Source organism: Roseateles sp. GW821-FHT02E12 (genome assembly GCF_059421665.1).
The window spans coordinates 377,374-396,401 of sequence record NZ_JBWKVK010000001.1; the positions used below are offsets into that span (position 1 = coordinate 377,374).

20 protein-coding genes and 4 tRNA genes are annotated in these 19,028 nt (G+C 69.3%); 11 read left to right on the forward strand and 13 right to left on the reverse strand.

Features of this window, described 5'->3' with window-relative positions; translation table 11 throughout:
* Positions 1–23: 23 nt before the first annotated feature.
* Positions 24–395 (reverse strand): hypothetical protein, encoded by a 372-nt coding sequence (locus tag AC07V5_RS01710; protein WP_495113746.1) that lies wholly within the window; start codon positions 393–395, stop codon positions 24–26.
* 169 nt (positions 396–564) lie between these two features.
* Between AC07V5_RS01710 and AC07V5_RS01715 the strand changes: the two genes are divergently transcribed.
* The 9 genes from AC07V5_RS01715 (at position 565) to AC07V5_RS01755 (ending at position 6,342) form a co-directional block, all read left to right on the forward strand.
* Positions 565–744 (forward strand): hypothetical protein, encoded by a 180-nt coding sequence (locus AC07V5_RS01715; RefSeq protein ID WP_495113747.1) that lies wholly within the window; start codon positions 565–567, stop codon positions 742–744.
* A 361-nt stretch (positions 745–1,105) separates the two neighbouring features.
* Positions 1,106–1,183, forward strand: a tRNA-Arg gene (locus AC07V5_RS01720).
* A 10-nt stretch (positions 1,184–1,193) separates the two neighbouring features.
* Positions 1,194–1,268, forward strand: a tRNA-Glu gene (locus AC07V5_RS01725).
* Between the two features lie 106 nt (positions 1,269–1,374).
* Positions 1,375–1,450: transfer RNA gene (locus tag AC07V5_RS01730), tRNA-Asp, on the forward strand.
* Between the two features lie 161 nt (positions 1,451–1,611).
* Entirely contained in the window at positions 1,612–2,172 is a 561-nt protein-coding gene (locus AC07V5_RS01735) for an HNH endonuclease (RefSeq protein ID WP_495113748.1), read from the forward strand.
* Between the two features lie 191 nt (positions 2,173–2,363).
* A tRNA-Lys gene (locus AC07V5_RS01740) sits at positions 2,364–2,429 on the forward strand.
* 265 nt (positions 2,430–2,694) lie between these two features.
* Positions 2,695–3,831 carry a slipin family protein gene (locus AC07V5_RS01745; RefSeq protein ID WP_495113749.1) on the forward strand — a complete coding sequence of 379 codons (1,137 nt, stop codon included), beginning with the start codon at positions 2,695–2,697 and terminating at the stop codon, positions 3,829–3,831.
* A gap of 155 nt (positions 3,832–3,986) precedes the next feature.
* Positions 3,987–4,859 carry a Tll0287-like domain-containing protein gene (locus AC07V5_RS01750; RefSeq protein ID WP_495113750.1) on the forward strand — a complete coding sequence of 291 codons (873 nt, stop codon included), beginning with the start codon at positions 3,987–3,989 and terminating at the stop codon, positions 4,857–4,859.
* Entirely contained in the window at positions 4,852–6,342 is a 1,491-nt protein-coding gene (locus AC07V5_RS01755) for a serine/threonine-protein kinase (RefSeq protein WP_495113751.1), read from the forward strand. Before AC07V5_RS01750 ends, AC07V5_RS01755 begins: the two co-directional genes overlap by 8 nt.
* A 49-nt stretch (positions 6,343–6,391) precedes the next feature.
* On the opposite strand, the gene AC07V5_RS01760 is transcribed toward AC07V5_RS01755, so the two are convergent.
* Together AC07V5_RS01760 and AC07V5_RS01765 are read right to left on the reverse strand one after the other, a co-directional pair.
* Entirely contained in the window at positions 6,392–6,700 is a 309-nt protein-coding gene (locus AC07V5_RS01760) for an EthD family reductase (protein WP_495113752.1), read from the reverse strand.
* A gap of 77 nt (positions 6,701–6,777) precedes the next feature.
* On the reverse strand, positions 6,778–7,683 hold the full coding sequence (locus AC07V5_RS01765; RefSeq protein ID WP_495113753.1) for a class I SAM-dependent methyltransferase: 906 nt from the start codon (positions 7,681–7,683) through the stop codon (positions 6,778–6,780).
* Between the two features lie 32 nt (positions 7,684–7,715).
* Here AC07V5_RS01765 and AC07V5_RS01770 point away from each other — a divergent pair, with 32 nt between their 5' ends.
* The gene (locus AC07V5_RS01770; RefSeq protein ID WP_495113754.1) at positions 7,716–8,627 is read left to right on the forward strand and encodes a glutaminase; all 912 of its coding nucleotides are present in this window, start codon (positions 7,716–7,718) and stop codon (positions 8,625–8,627) included.
* Here AC07V5_RS01770 and AC07V5_RS01775 read toward each other — a convergent pair.
* From AC07V5_RS01775 to AC07V5_RS01795, 5 genes are all read right to left on the reverse strand, one after another.
* The gene (locus AC07V5_RS01775; RefSeq protein WP_495113755.1) at positions 8,624–9,235 is read right to left on the reverse strand and encodes a redoxin domain-containing protein; all 612 of its coding nucleotides are present in this window, start codon (positions 9,233–9,235) and stop codon (positions 8,624–8,626) included. The two genes, AC07V5_RS01770 and AC07V5_RS01775, sit on opposite strands and share 4 nt — an antisense overlap.
* The gene (locus AC07V5_RS01780; protein ID WP_495113756.1) at positions 9,232–11,319 is read right to left on the reverse strand and encodes a protein-disulfide reductase DsbD family protein; all 2,088 of its coding nucleotides are present in this window, start codon (positions 11,317–11,319) and stop codon (positions 9,232–9,234) included. The genes AC07V5_RS01775 and AC07V5_RS01780 overlap by 4 nt, the downstream gene beginning before the upstream one ends.
* Positions 11,320–11,328: 9 nt before the next feature.
* Entirely contained in the window at positions 11,329–11,877 is a 549-nt protein-coding gene (locus AC07V5_RS01785; RefSeq protein ID WP_495113757.1) for a tRNA-uridine aminocarboxypropyltransferase, read from the reverse strand.
* A gap of 7 nt (positions 11,878–11,884) precedes the next feature.
* Positions 11,885–12,460, reverse strand: a complete 576-nt coding sequence (locus AC07V5_RS01790; protein ID WP_495113758.1) for a hypothetical protein — start codon at positions 12,458–12,460, stop codon at positions 11,885–11,887.
* Positions 12,461–12,622: 162 nt separating this feature from the next.
* Positions 12,623–12,805, reverse strand: a complete 183-nt coding sequence (locus AC07V5_RS01795) for a hypothetical protein (protein WP_495113759.1) — start codon at positions 12,803–12,805, stop codon at positions 12,623–12,625.
* Positions 12,806–12,960: 155 nt separating this feature from the next.
* Here AC07V5_RS01795 and AC07V5_RS01800 point away from each other — a divergent pair, with 155 nt between their 5' ends.
* Positions 12,961–14,340, forward strand: a complete 1,380-nt coding sequence (locus AC07V5_RS01800) for a leucyl aminopeptidase family protein (RefSeq protein WP_495113760.1) — start codon at positions 12,961–12,963, stop codon at positions 14,338–14,340.
* A gap of 13 nt (positions 14,341–14,353) precedes the next feature.
* On the opposite strand, the gene AC07V5_RS01805 is transcribed toward AC07V5_RS01800, so the two are convergent.
* From AC07V5_RS01805 to AC07V5_RS01825, 5 genes are all read right to left on the reverse strand, one after another.
* The gene (locus AC07V5_RS01805) at positions 14,354–15,292 is read right to left on the reverse strand and encodes a ProQ/FINO family protein (RefSeq protein ID WP_495113761.1); all 939 of its coding nucleotides are present in this window, start codon (positions 15,290–15,292) and stop codon (positions 14,354–14,356) included.
* Positions 15,293–15,429: 137 nt separating this feature from the next.
* A complete protein-coding gene (locus AC07V5_RS01810; RefSeq protein ID WP_495113762.1) occupies positions 15,430–16,104 on the reverse strand; it encodes a DUF4197 domain-containing protein in 675 nt (224 codons plus the stop codon).
* Between the two features lie 61 nt (positions 16,105–16,165).
* Positions 16,166–17,158, reverse strand: coding sequence for a diguanylate cyclase domain-containing protein (locus tag AC07V5_RS01815; RefSeq protein WP_495113763.1), 993 nt, complete (start codon positions 17,156–17,158; stop codon positions 16,166–16,168).
* Between the two features lie 136 nt (positions 17,159–17,294).
* Positions 17,295–18,236: a nucleoside hydrolase gene (locus AC07V5_RS01820; RefSeq protein ID WP_495113764.1), complete on the reverse strand. Its 942-nt coding sequence runs from the start codon at positions 18,234–18,236 to the stop codon at positions 17,295–17,297.
* Positions 18,233–19,006 (reverse strand): fumarylacetoacetate hydrolase family protein, encoded by a 774-nt coding sequence (locus AC07V5_RS01825; protein WP_495113765.1) that lies wholly within the window; start codon positions 19,004–19,006, stop codon positions 18,233–18,235. The genes AC07V5_RS01820 and AC07V5_RS01825 overlap by 4 nt, the downstream gene beginning before the upstream one ends.
* Positions 19,007–19,028 lie beyond the last annotated feature (22 nt).

Below are 19,028 nucleotides of genomic sequence, written 5' to 3' on the forward strand. Positions count from 1 at the left end.
AGCGCGCGCGCCGAACCAAGGCGTCAAGCGCGGCCGCCAAACTCCTTCAGCCACTGCCTGAGCTTCTTGCGCCCGTCACTGTTCGTGCCGCGATGGACCTTCAGCGCCAGCGCCAGGAACTGTTGTTCGGCAGGCGTCAGGCCCGTGGGCTCGCGTTCCTCGTCGATCCAGCCGGCGGGCTTGTCGCAGTGGTGCTCGATCTGGCGCGCCAGCTTGTCGCCGAGGGGCCGGGCGCCGCTCTTGGCCATGGACCAGGTCGCACCGCTGACGCCGATGCGCGCAGCCCAGGCAGCCTCCAGGCCCTTGGGCGGATCGCCCGCGTTGATGCGCTCCTCGGCGAAGGTCTGGAAGAGCGCGAGGGCGTTGAGCCGGCGGATGGTGGCGGGGCTGGACACAGTGGCAGGGGCTGGGTGGAGTGTTGTTAAAACACTTCACATGCATTCTAGGTGCTGCGCCGCGCTTGACCGCGACGTGAACAGTTTTCACAATACACGGATTCGCTCAAGGCATCTGGCCTTTTCCGATCAACCCCAACCGACGACCGAACCGCTTTCGCGCACTGCCATGAACCGCCATCTCGTCACCATCATCGACTTCGCCGGCTCCCTGAGCCGGTGCGATGCCGTGCTGCCGATGCCGGCGCAGGGTTTGAAGCGCGCAGGCATGTCCGCATCGGTCGCCCATGCACACGACTCTGGTCGTGAGAGTGATGACACCAACACATCGGGAGAAGGACTCGGCTAGCGCCACCCTTCCACGCTCATTTGAGGCCCGGTCTCCTGCCAAGGAACCGGGCCTTTTGTTTTTCCGCTGCCTCGGCAGCAAACGATCTTCGGATCGCCGCGGCGTTCGCGCAGCGGCAAGCTCTTTAACAACTCGCATCGAGTGCCGCGCCGGCTTGGTTTGGCGCTGCACTCAAAACCGGCAGGCGCCGAGACTCGCTCTCGGCTGCCCTGCCCCATCTCGGGTGTGCCCACGCACAAGCATCGGCCGGCCCGGTGTGCATGTGCGCTCGGGCGGCCGCCTGTCGCGTGCAGCGACGCAATCCTGGTTTGCGCAAACCAGCCGCGTCGCGTGTGGACACAGCCGAGATGGTCTTTTTCATGCCTCGTTAGCTCAGCGGAGTGAGAGCACCGGCCTACGAAGCCGGCGGTCGGACGTTCGAATCGTTCACGAGGCGCCAATCAACTGATGCCCCGTTGGACTTCCGGTGAGGTCCTCGGCCCTTCAAGCCGAAGAGGCGGGTTCAACTCCCGCACGGGGCACCACCGTTCAACCTGAAGCCTTCGTCGAGCTCACGCTTCGAAGGCGCAAACCGGCCGCAACGATTGGGCGGCGTCGGAACCCGTTACCGACAACCATTGCTTGTCTAGTGCTGCCATAGCTCAGTTGGGAGAGCGCCGGTCTGTCGAACCGGAGGTCGCGGGATCGAAGCCCGCTGGCGGCGCCATGTCTGTTGCATCCATGCCGTATGCCGACTGAAACCGGCAGGTCAGGCACGATTTCTGCCCCTTGGCACCACACTACGCCATTCACCACAGCGTGTCGCACGTACTTCGGCAACCGCGCGCCACGTTTCATCCACCGTGCCCAGACTGAAAGGAGGTCACCATGCACGACGTTTTGCAGTTGGACATCACCGGCCTCCCCCAGGCCTGGATCTCGATCGAGGAAGCCGCCGGCTATGTGGCCACCGACTCGGTGGTCTGGTCCGCGGGCGAAGCGCCGCTCGCCGTGCTGCGCGGCGGTTTCAACACCGTCACCGGCCGTCAGTCGATGCTGGAAGTGCCGCCCATCCTGGCGCTGCGCGGCGCGTCGAGGATCAACCTCTTTGATCTGACGCCCACGTTCAGCAAGCTCAAGGTGGTCAAGCGCGACCGCTGCACCTGCGCCTATTGCGGCGAGGTGTTCGACGCGCGTGTGCTGACCGTGGACCACATCAAGCCCGAAAGCCGCGGTGGCGCCTTGAGCTGGATGAACGCGGTCGCCGCCTGCCGAAGCTGCAACATGCTGAAGGCCGACCGCACGCCAGACGAGGCCCGCATGCCGCTGCTGTTTGCGCCGTTTGTGCCCAGCCGCTTCGAGGACTTCATCCTCAAGGGCCGCCACATCCGCGCCGACGTGCACGACTGGCTGGCCGCGCGCCTGCCGAAGGGATCGCGCCTGAGCTGACAAGCCCAGGCGCTCATGAATCTGCCGAAGAAGGCAAAGGCTCACAGGTCGGGGTTCTGATACCCCGCCGGTGCGCCGTGGCCGGGTTCGCCCGTTGCCACGGCGTATGCCGCCATGCCGGAATCGGTTGATACGGGTGAGGACAAGGTGTCCCGCAAGGGCTGGGTTCGATTCCCGGCTTCACCACCACTGGATAGCTCAGTCGGGTAGAGCAACGAATTCTTAATTCGTCTGACGCGGGTTCGAATCCCGCTCCAAAACCTTGGATTTCCCATCCAGGAACCATCGGTCGCAAGACCACCCCGCCGAACGTGCGCCCCGGCCTTGGCCGGACCGCGCATCAGCGGCCCGCGCTCGTGCACCGGGCAAGCGGGGTCCTGCAACCACGGCTAGCTGCAAACGCCTTCAGGGAGGAGACGTTCAACGCGCACCGTGGCGCCAGGCCCTGGCATCCGGCGTCCGCACGGGTTGCTGTAACGGCACCCCCATCCCATCAACACGCGTCACCACAAGGAGAACACCATGACGATCAAGCGCGTGACTGTGAAGAAGAACGAGCGCGGCATCCTGCTGCGCAACGGCGATTTCGAGCGCGTGCTGCAGCCGGGCACGCACTGGCTGTTCGCCGGCCTGGACGAGCTGAAGGTCGAGATCTTCGCGATCAGCCAGCCGGCCTTCGTCCACCCGCTGACCGACTACCTGCTGGCCAAGGAGCCTGCGGTCGTCGCGGCGGAGTTCCTGCGCGTCGAACTCGGCGAGCACGAGGCGGGCCTGCGCACCGAGAACGGCGTGTTGGTCGAAGTGCTGCCGCCCGCCACGCGGCGCCTGTACTGGCGCGGCCTGGTGGACGTGCAGGTCGAGGTGATCGACCTGCGTGCGTCCGCCGAGCTGCCCGCGGCCGTGGCTGCGCGCCTGGCGCAGCCGCAACTGCGCCCGCGCGCGGTGACCGGACTCGCCGGCGTGCTGCAGGTCGAGGTGCCGGAAACCGGCGCTGGCCTGCTGCGCGTGGACGGCAAGGTAGAGCGGCTGCTGACGGCGGGCGTCTACGCCTTCTGGAAGTTCAACCGCAACGTGTCGGTGGAGCTGGTGGACCTGCGCCTGCAGGCCCTGGAGGTGACGGGCCAGGAAATCCTGACCCGCGACAAGGTCTCGCTGCGGCTCAACCTCTCCGCCAACTGGCGCTATGTCGATGTGCTGCGCGCGTTCGAGCAATTGGCCAAGCCGGCCGACCACCTCTACCGCGAGCTGCAGTTCGGCCTGCGCGCCGCCGTCGGCACGCGCACGCTGGATGAGCTGCTGGAGAACAAGTCGGTCATCGATGAAGTCGTGACCGCCCAGGTCACCGCGAAGCTCGCAGGCTACGGCCTGCAGCTGGACGGTGTGGGCGTGAAGGACATCGTGCTGCCGGGCGAGATGAAGACCATCCTCGCCCAGGTGGTGGAGGCCGGCAAGGCTGCCGAGGCCAACGTGATCCGCCGCCGCGAGGAAACCGCGGCAACGCGCTCCCTGCTCAACACGGCCAAGGTGATGGAGGACAACCCCGTCGCCCTGCGCCTGAAGGAGCTGGAAACGCTGGAACGCGTGGCCGAGCGCATCGACAAGATCTCCGTGTTCGGAGGTCTGGACCAGGTGCTCAACGGGCTGGTGAAGCTGCGTTGAGTGCAGGGCCCGCCACCGCAAAAGCCGCTTCAGGGCGCCCGACTTCGGTCGGGCGCCCTTTTTTTGTGCGGAATTCACCGGGAACCGCGAGCAAGCACGCGGTCACTCAGCCATATCAGCGCACTACCATTGCTGCCCTCGGGGGAAAATTCACCATGAAACTGCTCGCCAAATTCAATCTCGTCTACCTGCTCGTGATGAGCCTGGGCATCGCGCTCAGCGGCTACATCGCCCGCAACCTGCTGCAGAACAACGCCCAGCAGGAGGTTGTCGAGAGTGCGCGCATGCTGATGGAGAAGGCCCTGGCCGTGCGCGCCTACACCAACACCCAGGTCAAGCCGCTGCTGGTTTCGCAGATGGCCAACGAGTTCCTGCCGCAGACGGTGCCCAGCTATGCCGCCACCGAGGTGCTGAACACGCTGCTGTCCAAGCACCCCGAGTTCGCCTACAAGGAAGCGACGCTGAACCCCACCAACCCGCGTGACCGCGCGACAAGCTGGGAGGTCGACATCGTCGGCCAGTTCCGCTCCTCGGCCGACCTGAAGGAAACCGTCGGCACGCGCGACACCCCCGCCGGCCCGTCGCTCTACATCGCCCGCCCGCTGCGCATCACCGACCCCGCCTGCCTGGCCTGCCACAGCAGCGTCGAGGCCGCGCCGGCCACCATGGTCGCCAAGTACGGCCCGGCCAACGGCTTCGGCTGGAACCTCAACGAAGTCATCGGCGCGCAGGTCGTGTCCGTGCCGCTGGGCGTGCCGCTGCAGCGTGCCGACCAGACCTTCAAGGTCTTCATCACCTCGCTGATCGGCGTCTTCGTCGCCGTCGGTGTCGTGCTGAACCTGATGGTGTGGATGCTGGTCGTGCGCCCCGTCACCCGCCTGTCGGCGCTGGCCGACCGCGTCAGCCAGGGCGAGCTGGACGCCCCCGAGTTCCAGTCCAGCGGCAAGGACGAGATCGCCACGCTGTCCGACTCCTTCTCTCGCATGCGCGCCAGCGTCGTGCAGGCCATGAAGCTCCTCGATGCCTGATCCGGCCAAACATCCGCAAAAGCTCGGCAAGTACCGCATCACCGAGGTCCTCGGTGAAGGCGCGATGGGCGTCGTCTACAAGGGCTTCGACCCCGACATCCAGCGCACCGTCGCGCTGAAGACCATCCGTACCCAGCTCGACGCGGACGACGACAGCCCCGGCGCGCCGGCCTCGCGTTTCCGCAACGAGGCCCAGGCCGCCGGCCGGCTCACGCACCCCGGCATCGTCGCCGTCTACGACTTCGGCCGCGACGAGAACGTGGCCTACATCGCGATGGAGTTCGTCGAGGGCCGCTCGCTCGCCAGCTACCTGGGCGCCAAGGTGCGCTTCACCGACACCGACATCCCCGGCATCATGAGCCAGCTGCTCGATGCCCTGGGCCACGCGCACGAGAAGGGTGTCTGGCACCGCGACATCAAGCCCGCCAACATCATCATGACGACGGTGGGCCGCCTGAAGGTGGCCGACTTCGGCATCGCGCGCATCGAGAGCACCAACCTCACACAGACCCACTACATGGTGGGCACGCCCAGCCACATGGCGCCCGAGCAGTTCCTCGGCAAGCCCATGGACCGGCGCGTGGACATCTACGGCGCCGGCGTCGTGCTCTATCAGCTGCTCACCGGCCGCGCGCCCTTCGCCGGCACGACCGAAGCGCTGATGTACAAGGTCGTCAACGAGATGCCCCAGCCGCCGTCGATGATCGAGGGTGCCGAGCGCCCGGGCTGGTTCGACGCCATCATTGCCCGCGCGCTGGCCAAACGGCCCGAGGACCGCTACGCGACGGCCGAGGAATTCAAGCAGGCCCTGACCGACGGCATCGGCCAGAGCATCGACGACACCGGCTGGGAAAAGACCGTGATGCTGGCCCCGGCGCGCGCCCGCCCCGCCCAGCCGCCGCTGGCCACGCCCACCCATGCACCGCAGTCGCTGTCCGGCACACCGGTGCCCGGCTCCACGGCCGGCACCGCCAGCGCCCCGACGCCCTCGCACTGGGACAAGGCCCAGCTCACCCAGGCCGAGCTGACGCTGGCCAAGCATGTCGGCCCGCTCGCCAGCGTGCTGGTGCGCCGCGCCGCGCGCGAGTGCCAGGACATCAACGAGCTCTACAACAAGCTGGCCGAGCAGGTCAGCGACCCCCGCGCCCGCGACGCCTTCCTGGGCCAGGCCAGCCTCGTGACGGGCGGCCACCACCACCGAACGGCGGGTGGCACGGCCGGCTCGCCGTCTGCCGGCGGCTCCAAGGGCGCGACGGCCGGCTCGGCCGGCGGCACCCTCATCGGCGGCCCGCTGAACGAGGCGGTCATCGACAAGGCCCAGGCGCTGCTGGCCCAGCATGTCGGGCCCATCGCCAAGGTGCTGGTCAAGCGCGCCGCCACCGGCACGGACAGCCGGGCGGTGTTCTTCAACCGGCTGGCGGAGTCGGTCAACGACCCGGCGGCGCGGGCGAAGTTGCTGGCGGAACTCGGGCGCCTGCACTGACGAGGGCGGGCCACGCCCCGTGGCCGGCGTCTGAGGCGCTGCGCGAAGCTCAGACCATGGCCGTCTCGGCCATCATCACGTCCACCCCAGCCGACGCAAAGTTGGCGAGGTCGGCCGCGGTGGCCTGGCCCTGCGGCGAAGCCATCGCCGCACCGATGGCGGCCATGGACTCGAAGCCCAGGATGGCCACCAGGTAGACGCCATGCTTGCCCGCCATGCCCATCACATCGCCGCGCGTGACCTCGTAGCTCAACAGGCCCGGGATGGTCTTGGCGAGCGGCACATGGGTGCCGAAGTAGTAGCGGTCAAACGCGGCCGGGTCGGCCGGTTGCTGGTAGATCGCGAACAGCTTGGCCATGGCGTGTCTCCGGGTGGTTCACGCCAAGCGGCTGCTCGCGTGCAAGGCGACGAAGGTAGTGACGCAGGGATGTGCTGTCAACGTGCCGATGCGGCCCGGTACACCAGCACCTTCAGCGCCCTGTCTGCATCGGCATCGGCAAACGCCGCCGGGTTGGCCACCTGCTCGACGTACTCGAGCTCGGGGGCCTGCTCCGCCATCACGCCGCGCAGGAAATCCAGGCCCAGCTTGGGCGTGTTCAGGCACAGCAGCGCCAGCCCACCGGGCTCCAGCAAATCCGGCAGCCGCCGCGCCACCCGCGCGTAGTCCTTGGTCGCGACAAAACTGCCCTTCTGGAAGCTCGGCGGGTCGCAGATGACGAGGTCGTAGGGCCCGCCACGGGTCAGCTTGCCCCAGGAGTTGAAGATGTCGTGGGCTAGGAATTTGGCGCCCGTTTTCACACAGTTGAGTTCATGGTTGGCCCGGCCCGTGGCCAGCGCCCCCGAAGCCATGTCCACGTTGACGACCTCGGCCGCGCCGGCCTGCAGCGCCACGACCGAGAAGGCGCAGGTGTAGGCGAACAGATTCAGCACCTTGGCACCCGGCGTGACGTGCTCGCGCACCCAGCGCCGGCCTTCCGCCATGTCCAGAAAGAGGCCGTGGTTCTGGCCGCGCAGCAGGTGGACGAGGTAGCGCGCGCCCGCCTCGGTGACGACGTGCGGCTCGGGCAGGGAGCCAGCCATCAGGCGCGTCTCGACACGGCCGCCCTCTTGGCGGCATTGGAAGACCCAGGGCGCCTCGGGCCAGCGCGCCGTGATCGCCGCGCCGATGGCGGCAAGCGCATCGTCGGCCAGCGGCTCGAAGCTGGTCAGCAGCAAGGCGGGCGGGTAGGCGTCCAGCGTCAGGTGCTCGCAGCCAGGGAAGAGGCCGCCACGGCCGTGGAAGAGGCGCTGGGCATCGGTGGGAAAGGCCAGCGTGGCGATGGCGTCGAGCAGGGCTTGCATGGGGCGGCATTCTGAAGTCCAGAATCCCGTTCATGAATTTCCAGCTCATCCTCGACGAGATCAACACCGAGTTGCGCCCACGCCTGGGTGGCGGCGGCAAGGTGGCCAGCTACATCCCGGCGCTGGCCCGCGTGTCGCCGCTGCAGTTCGGCATCGCGCTGCGCACCTGCGCGGGCGAGACGGCCGCGGCCGGCGACAGCGCGACGCTGTTCTCCATCCAGAGCATGTCCAAGGTGTTCTCGCTGACGCTGGCCATCCGCGCGCTGGACGAAGCGCTGTGGGAGCGCATCGGCCGCGAGCCCTCGGGCAGCCCGTTCAATTCGCTGGTGCAACTGGAGACGGAACGCGGCATCCCGCGCAACCCCTTCATCAATGCCGGCGCCATCGCGGTGGCAGACCGGCTGGTGAGCCGCGGCAACGCCAAGGCCGAGATGCTGGCCTTGCTGAGCAGCCTGTCCGGCGAACCCGTCCACATCGACGCCGAGGTGGCGCATTCCGAAGCAGACACGGGCTTTCGCAACACGGCGCTGGCCAACTTCATGAAGGGCTTCGGCACGCTGGACAACGACACGGCCACCGTGCTGGACGTCTACTTCAACCAGTGCGCCATCGCGATGAACTGCGAGCAGGTGGCGCGCGCGGCCGGCTATCTGTGCCGCGACGGGCGGCATCCGCTGGACGGCACGACGGTGATCAGCGAGCCCCAGGCCCGGCGCGTCAACGCGCTGATGCTGACCTGCGGCACCTACGACGCGGCCGGCGAGTTCGCCTTCCGCATCGGGCTGCCCTGCAAGAGCGGCGTGGGCGGCGGCATCGTCGCCGTGGTGCCGGACCGGCTCAGCCTGTGCGTCTGGTCGCCCGCGCTGGACGGCACGGGCAACTCCTGGCTGGGGCGCCAGGCGCTGGAGCTGTTTGTGGCGAAGACCGGGCTGTCGGTGTTCTAGCTCGCGTACTTGACGCTGCACCCATAGGGCCGCGTCGACGCCTTCTCGACCTTGCGGCCCGCAGCCACGGCGGCCAGGGCCTCGGTCACGTAGGGCTCGGCCTTGGCGATGTCGGCCTTGTCGGGCGTTGCGAGGCTGTCGATGCCGCCTTTGTAGGCCAGCGTGCCGTCGCCCTTGATGACGTACATGTGCGGCGTCGTCTGCGCGCCGTAGAGCTTGCCCAGTTCGCCCTTGGGGTCCAGCAGCGTCGCGGCGGGCGCGGCGCCACGGTCAGCGTTGAGCTTTTGCGCCGTCGCACCATCCACAAAACCTTGCTGGCCGGGTGCCGAGGAGATGACCTGCAGCCAGACGACACCCTGGGCGGCGGCGGCCTTCTGCTGGCTCTGCATGTTGCTGCTGCCGTAATGCTTCTTGACGTAGGGGCAGTCGTGGTTGGTCCACTCCAGCACGACGGTCTTGCCCTTGTAGTCGGCCAGGTTGACCGTCTTGCCATCGGCCGCGGTGGCCGTGAAAGCCGGCGCGGGCGCGTCCACCACGGTGGTGGCCAGCGCCAGCACGGGGGCGGCGACGGCTGCGGCGATGAGAGAGCGGCGAAGCAGATTCATCATGTCGAACTCCGGGAGGTTGCAGGGGAGGAAACCGCCTCGATGACGAGGCCAGGGGTGAGGATCTGCGGCAGCACCTGGGCCTCGGCGGCGCCGGGTGCGTAGAAGAGGTAGAGCGGCACGCCCGAGCGGCCATGGGCCTTGAGGACGGCGGTGATCTTGGGGTCCTCGCGGGTCCAGTCGCCCTTCAGGTACACGACGCCGGACTGGGCAAACGCGGCCTTCACGTCGGCGCGCGACAAGGCCACGCGTTCGTTGACGAGGCAGGAGATGCACCACGACGCCGTCAGGTTCACGAACACCGGCTTGTTCTGCCCGCGCAGTTCGGCCACGCGCTCGGCGCTGTAGGCCTCGACCGCAGACTCACCAGCCCGCACCTCGCTCGCCACGGGCTTGATCGCCGTGCCCAGGCCGAGGGCCAGCACCACGCCGGCCAGCGCCGCACCCGTGCCCACCAGGCTGGCGCCGCTGACGCGCCGCCACCACAGGCCGAAAGCCATCAGCACCAGGCCCCCCAGGGCCAGGGCCACACCGTCGGCGCCGGCCTGCTGCGCCAGCACCCACAGCAGCCACACGACGGCGGCGTACATGGGGAAGGCCAGCGCCTGCTTGAAGGTGTCCATCCACATGCCCGGGCGCGGCAGCCAGCGCTGCGCCGCCGGCCAGAAGGCGAGGATCAGGAAGGGCAGCGACAGACCCAGCCCCAGCGCCAGGAAGACGGCCAGCAGCACGGCCGCGGGCTGCGCCAGCGCGAAGGCCAGCGCCGCACCCATGAAGGGCGCCGTGCAGGGCGTGGCGACGACAGCCGCCAGCACGCCGGTGAAGAAGCTGCCGGCCAGCCCCTGGCGCGCCGCCAGGCCCGAGCCGATGCCGGTGAAGCTGCCGCCGATCTCGAACAGCCCCGACAGGCTCAAGCCCACGAGGAACAGCACATAGGCCACCACCAGCACGAACACTGGCGAATGGAACTGGAAGCCCCAGCCCACCTGCTGGCCACCGGCGCGCAACGCGATCAGCACGGCCGCCAGCGCCGCGAAGCTGGCCAGCACGCCGGCCGTGTAGGCCAGCCCCTCGGCCTTGTGGTTGCCCTTGTTCACCAACGCCAGCGCCTTGATGGACAGCACCGGGAAGACGCAGGGCATCAGGTTCAGGATCAGGCCGCCCACCAGCGCCAGGGCCAGGGCCGGCAGCAAGCCGAGGTCGCTCTCGGGTGCGGGTGTGGGCGCGGCGGCTTCGGTGGCCGGCGCGCTCAGATCCGCCGGGCCGGGGCCTTTGCCGGCGCCTTCGGGCATGGGCACCGACACGGTCCAGGCCTGCTCGCCCGCTGCCGTCGTCAGCACGATGACGCCGGACAGCGGCTTGGCCGCTGGCACGGGTTCGTCGCCGGCGGGGATGTCGAGCGCCCAGCCGCTGCCTTCGGCCTTCAGGGCCTGCGGCGCGCTGTGGGCCACGGCGCCCCAGGTGTCGGCAAAGAAATAGGCCTTGGTGACGCCAGTGGCCGGGCCACTGAGCCTCACCCCCTGGGGCGCGGCCTTCAGCTGCACGGCAAAGGGCGCCGGCTTGGGAATGGCGCCGCGCCATTCCTCGATCTGGGCCGCATCGGCGCCGGCCTGGGCTGCCGACGCCACGGGCAGGTCCAGGCCCAGGCTCACCTGCTCGGGGATGCAGACGTCCTTGCAGACCAGCCAGCGCACCTCGGCCGTCGGCTTGAAGCGGCCGCCGGGCTTGGCATCGGCCGGCACCGTCAGGTCAACGAGCAGGGCCGGGCGGCCCTCGTAGCCGTAGTTGACGATGGGGCCGATGGCCTGCACGGAAGGTGTCGGCCACTGGATGGCGCCGGCTTCGGCACCGGCCCAGGCAATGGTGGTGGCTTGGCCGGAATCGCCCGGGTTGAGCCAGTAGGTGTGCCAGTGCGACTTGATGTTCTGTTCCAGCGCCACCGTGAAGCGTTGGCCCGGTGCGACCGTCGCCTGGCTGGACACCAGGCGGGCCTGCACATGCTCGGTGGCAGCCTCGGGCGGGGCGGCCAATACAAGCACAGGGGCGGCCAGCAGGGCCAGGAAAACAGGGCGCAGGAACGAAGGCATCCCGAAATCCTAGGTCAAACCCATTGCCCTTCTGTAAAGGCCGGCCTGGATGAAGGCTTCAAAGGCGGCCCACAGCGGCTCGAAACGCTCCGGCCCGCCTTCCAGCAGCGCCAGCGAGTGCAGGCCGGCCTCCAGCGTCGACAGCTGGCCGGGCCGGTGGGCCCGGCGGATGGCGTAGCGCGATGGCTGCTCGGGCAGGGCCAGCTGCGGCAGCGCGGCCAGCCAGGGGTTGGCGGCCAGCAGGCGGCGGCTCTGGCGCCAGTTGCCGTCGAGCAGGATCAGGCGCTTCACGTCAGCCGGCGCAGCTGATTCGCCATCGCCGGGGTAGAGCAGCGCGGTGCCGGAGACCGCCAGCGTGGCGTCGAAGACTTCGCCGCGCAGCAGCCGCGCGGACTGCAGGCCCAGTGTCAGAAACGCCGCGGTGTTCTTCGCATGGCCGGCCTCGGCCGGGTGCTGCAGGATCAGCAGCTCCGTGCGGTGGGCCAGCGGGGCTGGCAGCGTGGCGCACAGGCAGGTAAGCGCCGGGCGCTCGCAGCGCGGGCAGACCGCGCGCGGCATGACAGGCTCAGTGCCCGGGCGGGGAGACGGTGTGGGGGCCGACGGTCGACACGGTGGTGTCGGTACCGGCATCCTGCACGGAGTCCTCTTCAGACCGGCGGCGCGAGCGCGTGCTGGGCAGGCCCACCTGGCGCTTCTTGGCCCAACGGCCGGCCAGCCAGACACCGCCGACGACGGCGAAGATGTTCAGCGCCCCGAACAGCGGCGCCGCGTTGGACGACAGCAGCATGCTCTGCAAGGGAGCCGAGTAGGCCCGCGGCTTCAGCGCGAAGCTGAAGGCGCCGAAGATCAGCCAGCCCGCCCAGGCCGCGCCGACGCCCGACATCATCCAGGCGATGTACGGCCGGTGGCGGCGGCGCTGCGGGCGCAGCGTCAGATAGCCCCAGATGGCGGCGACGATGAAGAGCAGCACCGCGATGGCGACCGCCTCGCCCAGCATCACCTGCAGACTATTGCGCCCCCCCAGCGTCACATAGACCTGGCGCGGCAGGCCGGTACTGGCGTACTTCATGGCGGCACCGGCGCCGAAGCAATAGAGCAGGAGCCCTGAAAAAAAGGCGATGGAACGGCGGGCGGCTTTCATGGGGGCGCATTCTCGGTGCAGCCGGTGCTCCGGATTCGGGAGGATTTCCCGACAGCTCGAAAAACGAAGCCCGCCGTCCGGAGGCCGGGCGGCGGGCTGCAAGGGGTGAGGCTCAGGCCATCCGGCTTGTGTGCCGGGCGGCGGGTCGCCGCCGGTCGCGAATTAACGCTTGCGGTCCAGGCGCATGGCGCGGGCCAGGCCGCGGCGCTCGCCGCTGTAGAAGCCCGTGTCGAAGGCCTCGTGCTTGCGGCCCTTGTCGACGGACTCCTCGGCGCTCCAGGCCAGGCCCATCTCGGGCACGGGGAGGCGGCGATGCTGGGTTTCGGTGCGGGTCTGGATCTTCATGGTGTTTGCTTGGCCTTTTCGGGGCCGTCTCACGCCGATTGCGGCGCGATTGAGAGGCACAACGCGGGCTCGGCGGCGGCGGTTGACAGGCCGAACACACTTCTTTGCACTCTCGTCTGTGCAGAATGCCGGCTTTGGAATCCAGGACTCGCGCAATGACCGTCCAGCTGAAAAAGACCCTCCCGGCCAAGGCCACCCCCATCACGGTCGTCGACCGCGCCGCCTTCCAGGCGCTGGCCCCCGGCCTGCCCGAGGCCACCCGCGCCTGGCTGGCGACGGTCGGCTTCGTCGGCGCCGCCGACAGCCACGCCCTGGTGCCCGGCGCCGATGGCCGGTTGGCCCAGGTCTTCGCCGGCGTCGCCCACTCCGCCCACCCGTTCGCGCTGAGCCACCTGCCGCTGGCCCTGCCTGAAGGCGTCTACAAGCTCGACGACGCCGGCCTGGCCCTGCTGCCCGAGGCGGCGACCATGTCGTGGGAGCTGGGTGGCTACCGCTTCGACCTCTACAAGCCCGCCAAACGGGCGCCGGCAACGCTGGTGCTGAAGCAGGGCAGCGACGCCGAGCGCGGCATTGCGCTGGCGACGGCCATCACCGCCACGCGCGACCTCGTCAACACGCCGGCCGAGCACATGGGCCCCGCCGAGCTGGCTGGTGCCGCCAAGGCGCTGGCCAAGCAATACGGTGCGACCTTCACCGAAACCGTCGGCGACGCGCTGCTGAAGAAGAACTTCCCCAGCATCCACGCCGTTGGCCGCGCGAGCACGCGCTCACCTCGGTTGATCGAGGTGAACTGGGGCAACCCCAAGCACCCCAAGCTGGCGCTGGTCGGCAAGGGCGTCTGTTTCGACACCGGCGGGCTGAACATCAAGCCCGGCGAAGGCATGCGCCAGATGAAGAAGGACATGGGCGGCGCAGCCAACGCGCTGGGCCTGGCCGGCCTCATCATGGCTTTCAAGCTGCCGGTGCGCCTGCAGCTGCTGATCCCGGCGGTCGAGAACTCGATCTCGGGCAACGCCTACCGGCCGGGCGACGTCATCAAGACGCGCAAGGGCCTGCACATCGAGATCGGCAACACCGACGCCGAGGGGCGCGTGATCCTGTGCGATGCGCTGGCTTACGCGGCCGAGGGCAAGCCCGACCTCGTCATCGACCTGGCGACGCTGACCGGCGCCGCCCGCGTGGCCCTGGGGGCCCAATTGCCGGCGCTGTTCGCCAAGCACATGGACACGGCCCGCGACCTCGTCGACCTGGGCATGAAGCTGGACGACCCGCTGTGGCACATGCCGCTGTGGGCGCCGTATCACGCCGGCATCGAGAGCACGATCGGCGACATCGTCAACACGGGCAAGAGCCCGCTGGCCGGCGCCATCAACGCGGCGCTGTTCCTGGAAGACTTCCTGCCGGCGCAGCAGGACTGGCTGCACGTCGACCTGTTCGCCTGGAACGACGCGCCCCGCGCCGGCCGGCCAGTGGGTGGCGAGGCGCAGACGATCCGCACCTTGCTCGCCTACCTGGAGCAGCGTTACTCGGCCTGACGGAGCGGCCTGATTACTCAGGCGTCTGATCCTTGGTTGCCGGCGGCTGCTCTGCGGCCGCGGGTTCGGCCTTGGCTGCCTGGGGCGCCTGCCGCTTGACCGACGGGTCGCGACGCGCCTGATCGGGCTGGCGGCCCGGCTGTGGCGGCCGGCCGCCTTCGCGACGCGGCTGGTCACGCCGACCTTCTGAACGCTGGTCCGGGCGACGCTCGCCACGGCTATCCGGCCGGCCGCCGCCGGGCCGGCGGTCGTCGCGGCGCGGGCCGTCGCGGCGTGCGTCCTGGGGCGGGGCCGGCGGTGCCTCGGCGCGCTCCTTGCGCGCGATCTCCAGCAGACCCGGCAGCTCCTCGGCCACAACGCCCTTGAGCACGCAGAAATTGGCCTCGGTCAGCGTCGTGCGCTCGAAGTCCCACAGCAGCTGGGCGCGGTTGCGGCGCTGCTGGAACTCCAGCTGGTGGCGCTCCTGCTCCGCCTGCTGACGCTCCTGCTGCACGCCCTTGCGGCGCGCCAGCTCTTCCTTGGCGGCCGTCAGGTGCTCTTCGGTGATCTCGCCTGCCGGGTTGCCGTCGAGGTCGAAACGGGTCTTGGCCTGGGTCAGCGCGATCAGGTAGCTCGTGCCACCGGTGTGGCGGCGCAGGAAGGCGCTGAGCTGGGCCTTGCTGAACTTGCCGGGCGCGCGCTCCTGGATGTCGGCCTGGACGCGCAGCTTGACGGGCTTGGGCTTGCCGGTGAACAGCGCCGGGAACATGGCCTTCAACTCGGCGGTGGCGTCCACGGCGGGCGTGGCCGCTGCGGCGGGCGCAGCAGCGGGCGTGCCCTCCGGCTGAGCCTCGAGTGCGGCCTCTGGCGAGGTTTCGATTTCAGGCGTGGCCTCGGGCTCGGACACAGGCGCGGGGGCAGCGGCTGCCGGTTCTTCGGACGGGGTAACGGGATCGGGAAGATCGGAATTCATCGCAAAGCCGCCGAGGCAGCAGCAAACAGGCAAGGGCCGAGATTGTCGGCCATCAGGCCGCCCAGCACGCCATCCCTTGAGCGACCCCGTACGCCGCCCCTCGAAAGGCCGGCCGAAAGCTGCCGCCGGCGCGAGTGCTAGAGCCCGCCGAAGACCTTCTTCAGGATGGCGCTGCCGGTGCCGACCGGGTCCTGGCGGATCTTCTTCTCCTCCTCGCCAATGATGCGATAGAGGCCGTCCAGCGCCTTGGCCGTCACGTACTGCTGGATGTTGGCCTCGTCGCCCTTCACGAGGCCGAAGCCGCCCGCCTTCTTGGCGACGGCGTTGTACTTGTCGGCCAGCGACACCTTCTCAGTCGCCTTGGTCACGATGGGCAGGAACTGCTGGCCCAGCGGCTCGCGGGTCTTGCCGGCAAAGAACTGGGTCACCGAGTCGTCGCCGCCCTTGAGGATCTTCAGGCCGTCCTCGACGCTCATGTCCTTCACGGCCTTGACGAGCAAGGGCTTGGCCGCTGGCACGGCGGCTTCGGCGGCGCGGTTCATCGCCATGACGAGCTCATCCAGCTTCGCGCCCTGGCCGGTGGCCTTCAGCAGCTTGGCCGCGTCCTTCAGATAACCCGGCAGCTCGATCTTGACGAGGGGGTTGTTGAGGAAACCGTCGGGCCGGCCCAGCAAGGCCACGGCCGCGTTCGCGCCGCGCTCCAGCGCCGTGCGGATGCCGGCGTTGGCGTCGCCCTCGCTCAGGTTCAGCGCCCAGGCGGGGCGCAGCAGCAACAAGGCTGGGGCACTGGCGACGATGAGGCGGCGTTGCATGACGGTCTCCGAGGGAACGGGACGCCCATCTTCCCACCGCCGCAGACGGTCTACGGGGCAATCAGGCGGCGGCGTGCTGCAGCGAGCGCTTGTGGCGATACATGCGCTGGTCGGCCAGATCGATGAGCTGCACGACTTCGCTGCCATCCTCCGGGAAGCAGGCCGCACCCATGCTGGCGCAGACCGACAGCTGCCGGCCCTCGAACTCGAAACCGCCGTTGAGCTGCCGGGCCAGCCGGTCCATCGTCGCGGCCAGGCCGCCCTCGGGCGCCAACGGGCGCAGCAGCACGCCGAACTCGTCGCCACCTAGGCGCGCAGCCGTGTCGGACTGGCGCACGCCACCGTTGAGGCGGCGCGCGAACTCCAGCAGCGCCGCGTCGCCGACGCGGTGGCCGTGGCGGTCGTTGATGGGCTTGAGGCCGTTCATGTCCAGCATCAGCACGGCGAGTGGCTGGCCATCGCGCACGGCCTGGGCCAGCGAGGAGCGCAGCCGGTCGAGGAAGAGCGAGCGGTTGGGCAGGTCGGTCAGGCCGTCGTGGGTGGCCTTGTGGAAGAGTTCACCCGGGGCGTAGCGGGTCGCGAAATACATGGACGCGGCGACCAGGTCGGACAGCAGCTCCAGCAGGGCGAAGTGGCGGTCATTGAAATGAGCCACCTGGGCCGACATGGCCTTGAGCACCCCCACCGTCTCGCCCTGGTGGCGCAGCGGCACCACGACCATGGAGCGCAGGCCCAGCCTCTCGCAGGCGGCGCGGTCGGTGCGGGGGTCGGCCAGGGCATCGTCGCAATGCAGGGCGTGGCCCTCGCGCACGCACAGGCCCGACAGGCTGGCGCCGCGCTTGAGCCGCAGGCCCAGGCTGCCGTGGGCCATGCCGGCCGCGGCGCGGTAGACCATGTCCTCGCCCTCGGCCAGCTCGACGGCCGCGCCATCGGCACCCACCAGGGTCAATGTGCGCTGCACGACAAGGCTCATCAGCCCACCCAGGTCGAGCCCGAGCCGGGCCACCTCGGTCTGGATGGCGATCACCTCCAGCAGCTTTTCTCTGCTCGGCACCTGGTTCTCCCGCCTGCATCGCCTTGGATGCGGCCCCGCGGAGCGATGCTCTCTTTCGGGTCAATCCCTGTTCAGGGCTCGTTTTTACATCCAGACATAAATGATGTCGACCGGGATTTGCCCATCAGGAATGGCTTTATCCGAGCTTTTTCAGGCGTTCCGTCAGCAGCGCAAAGAAGCCATCCGAGTCAACATGGCGCAGCACCTGGGCGTTGGCGGACAGGCCGGTCACGCCCCACCAGTCGATGACGGTCATGCCGCGCGTGAGTTCGCTCTGCGTCTCGACGCGCACATTGCAGTCGCGGCCGGTGAACAGCTCGGGCTTCAGCAGCCAGGCGATGACGCAGGGGTCGTGCAGCGGGCCGCCGTCCTGGCCGTACTTCTCTTCGTCGAAGCGCTCGAAGAACTCCATCCACGCGGCGACGACGGAGCCCACGCGGTTGGACAGGGCGCGGATCGCATCGATTCGCCGGGCCGTCGTCAGCGCCTCGTGCGTGACGTCCAGCGGCGCCATCGTGATGGGCACGCCGCTGGTGAACACCTCATGCGCGGCCTGGGGGTCGACGTAGATGTTGAACTCGGCCGCCGGCGTCACGTTGCCGCCCTCGAAGAAGCCACCGCCCATCAGCACGATGCGGCGGATGCGCGGTGCGATGTCGGGCGCCTGGCGCAGCGCCAGCGCGATGTTGGTCAGCGGGCCCAGCGGGCACAGCGTCACCGTGCCGGCCTCGCGTTCGCGCAGCGTCTGGATGATGAAGTCGACCGCGTGGCGCGGGTCCAGCGCCAGCGTCGGCTCGGGCAGCTCGACGCCGTTCAGGCCGGTGTCGCCGTGCACATGCTCGGCGGTGACGAGCGGCACGTCCAGCGGCCGGTCGGCGCCCGCGCAGATGGGCACGTCGCGCCGGCCGGCCAGCTCCATGACCTTGCGGGCGTTCAGCGTGGTCAGCGCCAGCGGCACGTTGCCGGCGACGGTGGTCACGCCCAGCAGTTCCAGCTCGGGCGAAGCGGCGGCCAGCAGCAGGGCGATGGCGTCGTCCTGGCCGGGGTCGGTGTCGATGATGATGGGCAGGCGGCTCATAGCGGTGGGGGAGCGATGTCGAGGTCGATGGCGCCGAACAGGCTGGCGCCCTCGGCGGTCTTGAGGTCCAGAAGCAGGCTGTCGCCGGCTGAAAGCGCCAGGTCGAGCGGGCCGAGGGCCGCGCCAGCCACCTGCCCGGCCCGCAGCGCGCGCAGCCTTGCCAGGCGGGCCAGGGCCTCACCAGCGGCGGCCGCCACGTCGCGCGGCTCCTGCTTGCTGCCGTTGTGCAGCACATGCAAGCGCGCCTGCAGGCGGCCGGCGTTCCAGGCACTGCCGAGTTCGTCGGGCGTGACGGCCAGCGGCGCGCACTGCGTGGCAACCAGCTCGCCGTCGATGCGCCAATCCACCGCGAGTGTGAGCAGGCGCAACGCATCCAGCGCCGCGGCGGTGTCGCTGGCGGCGGCCAGGTCGCCGCTGATGGCTGCGAGCACGGCCTGGCCTTGGGCCGGCACGCGCAAAGGCTGGCCCGGCGCCGAGAAGCTGCCGGCTTCACGCTGCACGCCGCCCTCGGGGTCGAGAACCGCCCAACCGTAGGCGCGAGGCAGCGGCGCCAGGCATTTGTCGGGCTCGAAGGCGAAGGCGTGGCGCAGCTTGCCGTGGTTGAGCTGCACGGCGAGGTCTTCGAGCTGGGGCGAGATGAAGCCCCAGTCGTCCAGGACCTGTTGCAGGCGCGTGGCGATGCCGGTGGCGTAGTGGGCCTGGGTCAGGTCGCGCGACACGACGACGAGGTGGCCGTCGCGCGAGCCGTCGGCGTAGCTGGCGAGTTTCATGAGCGGAGGGTCTGGGTGATGG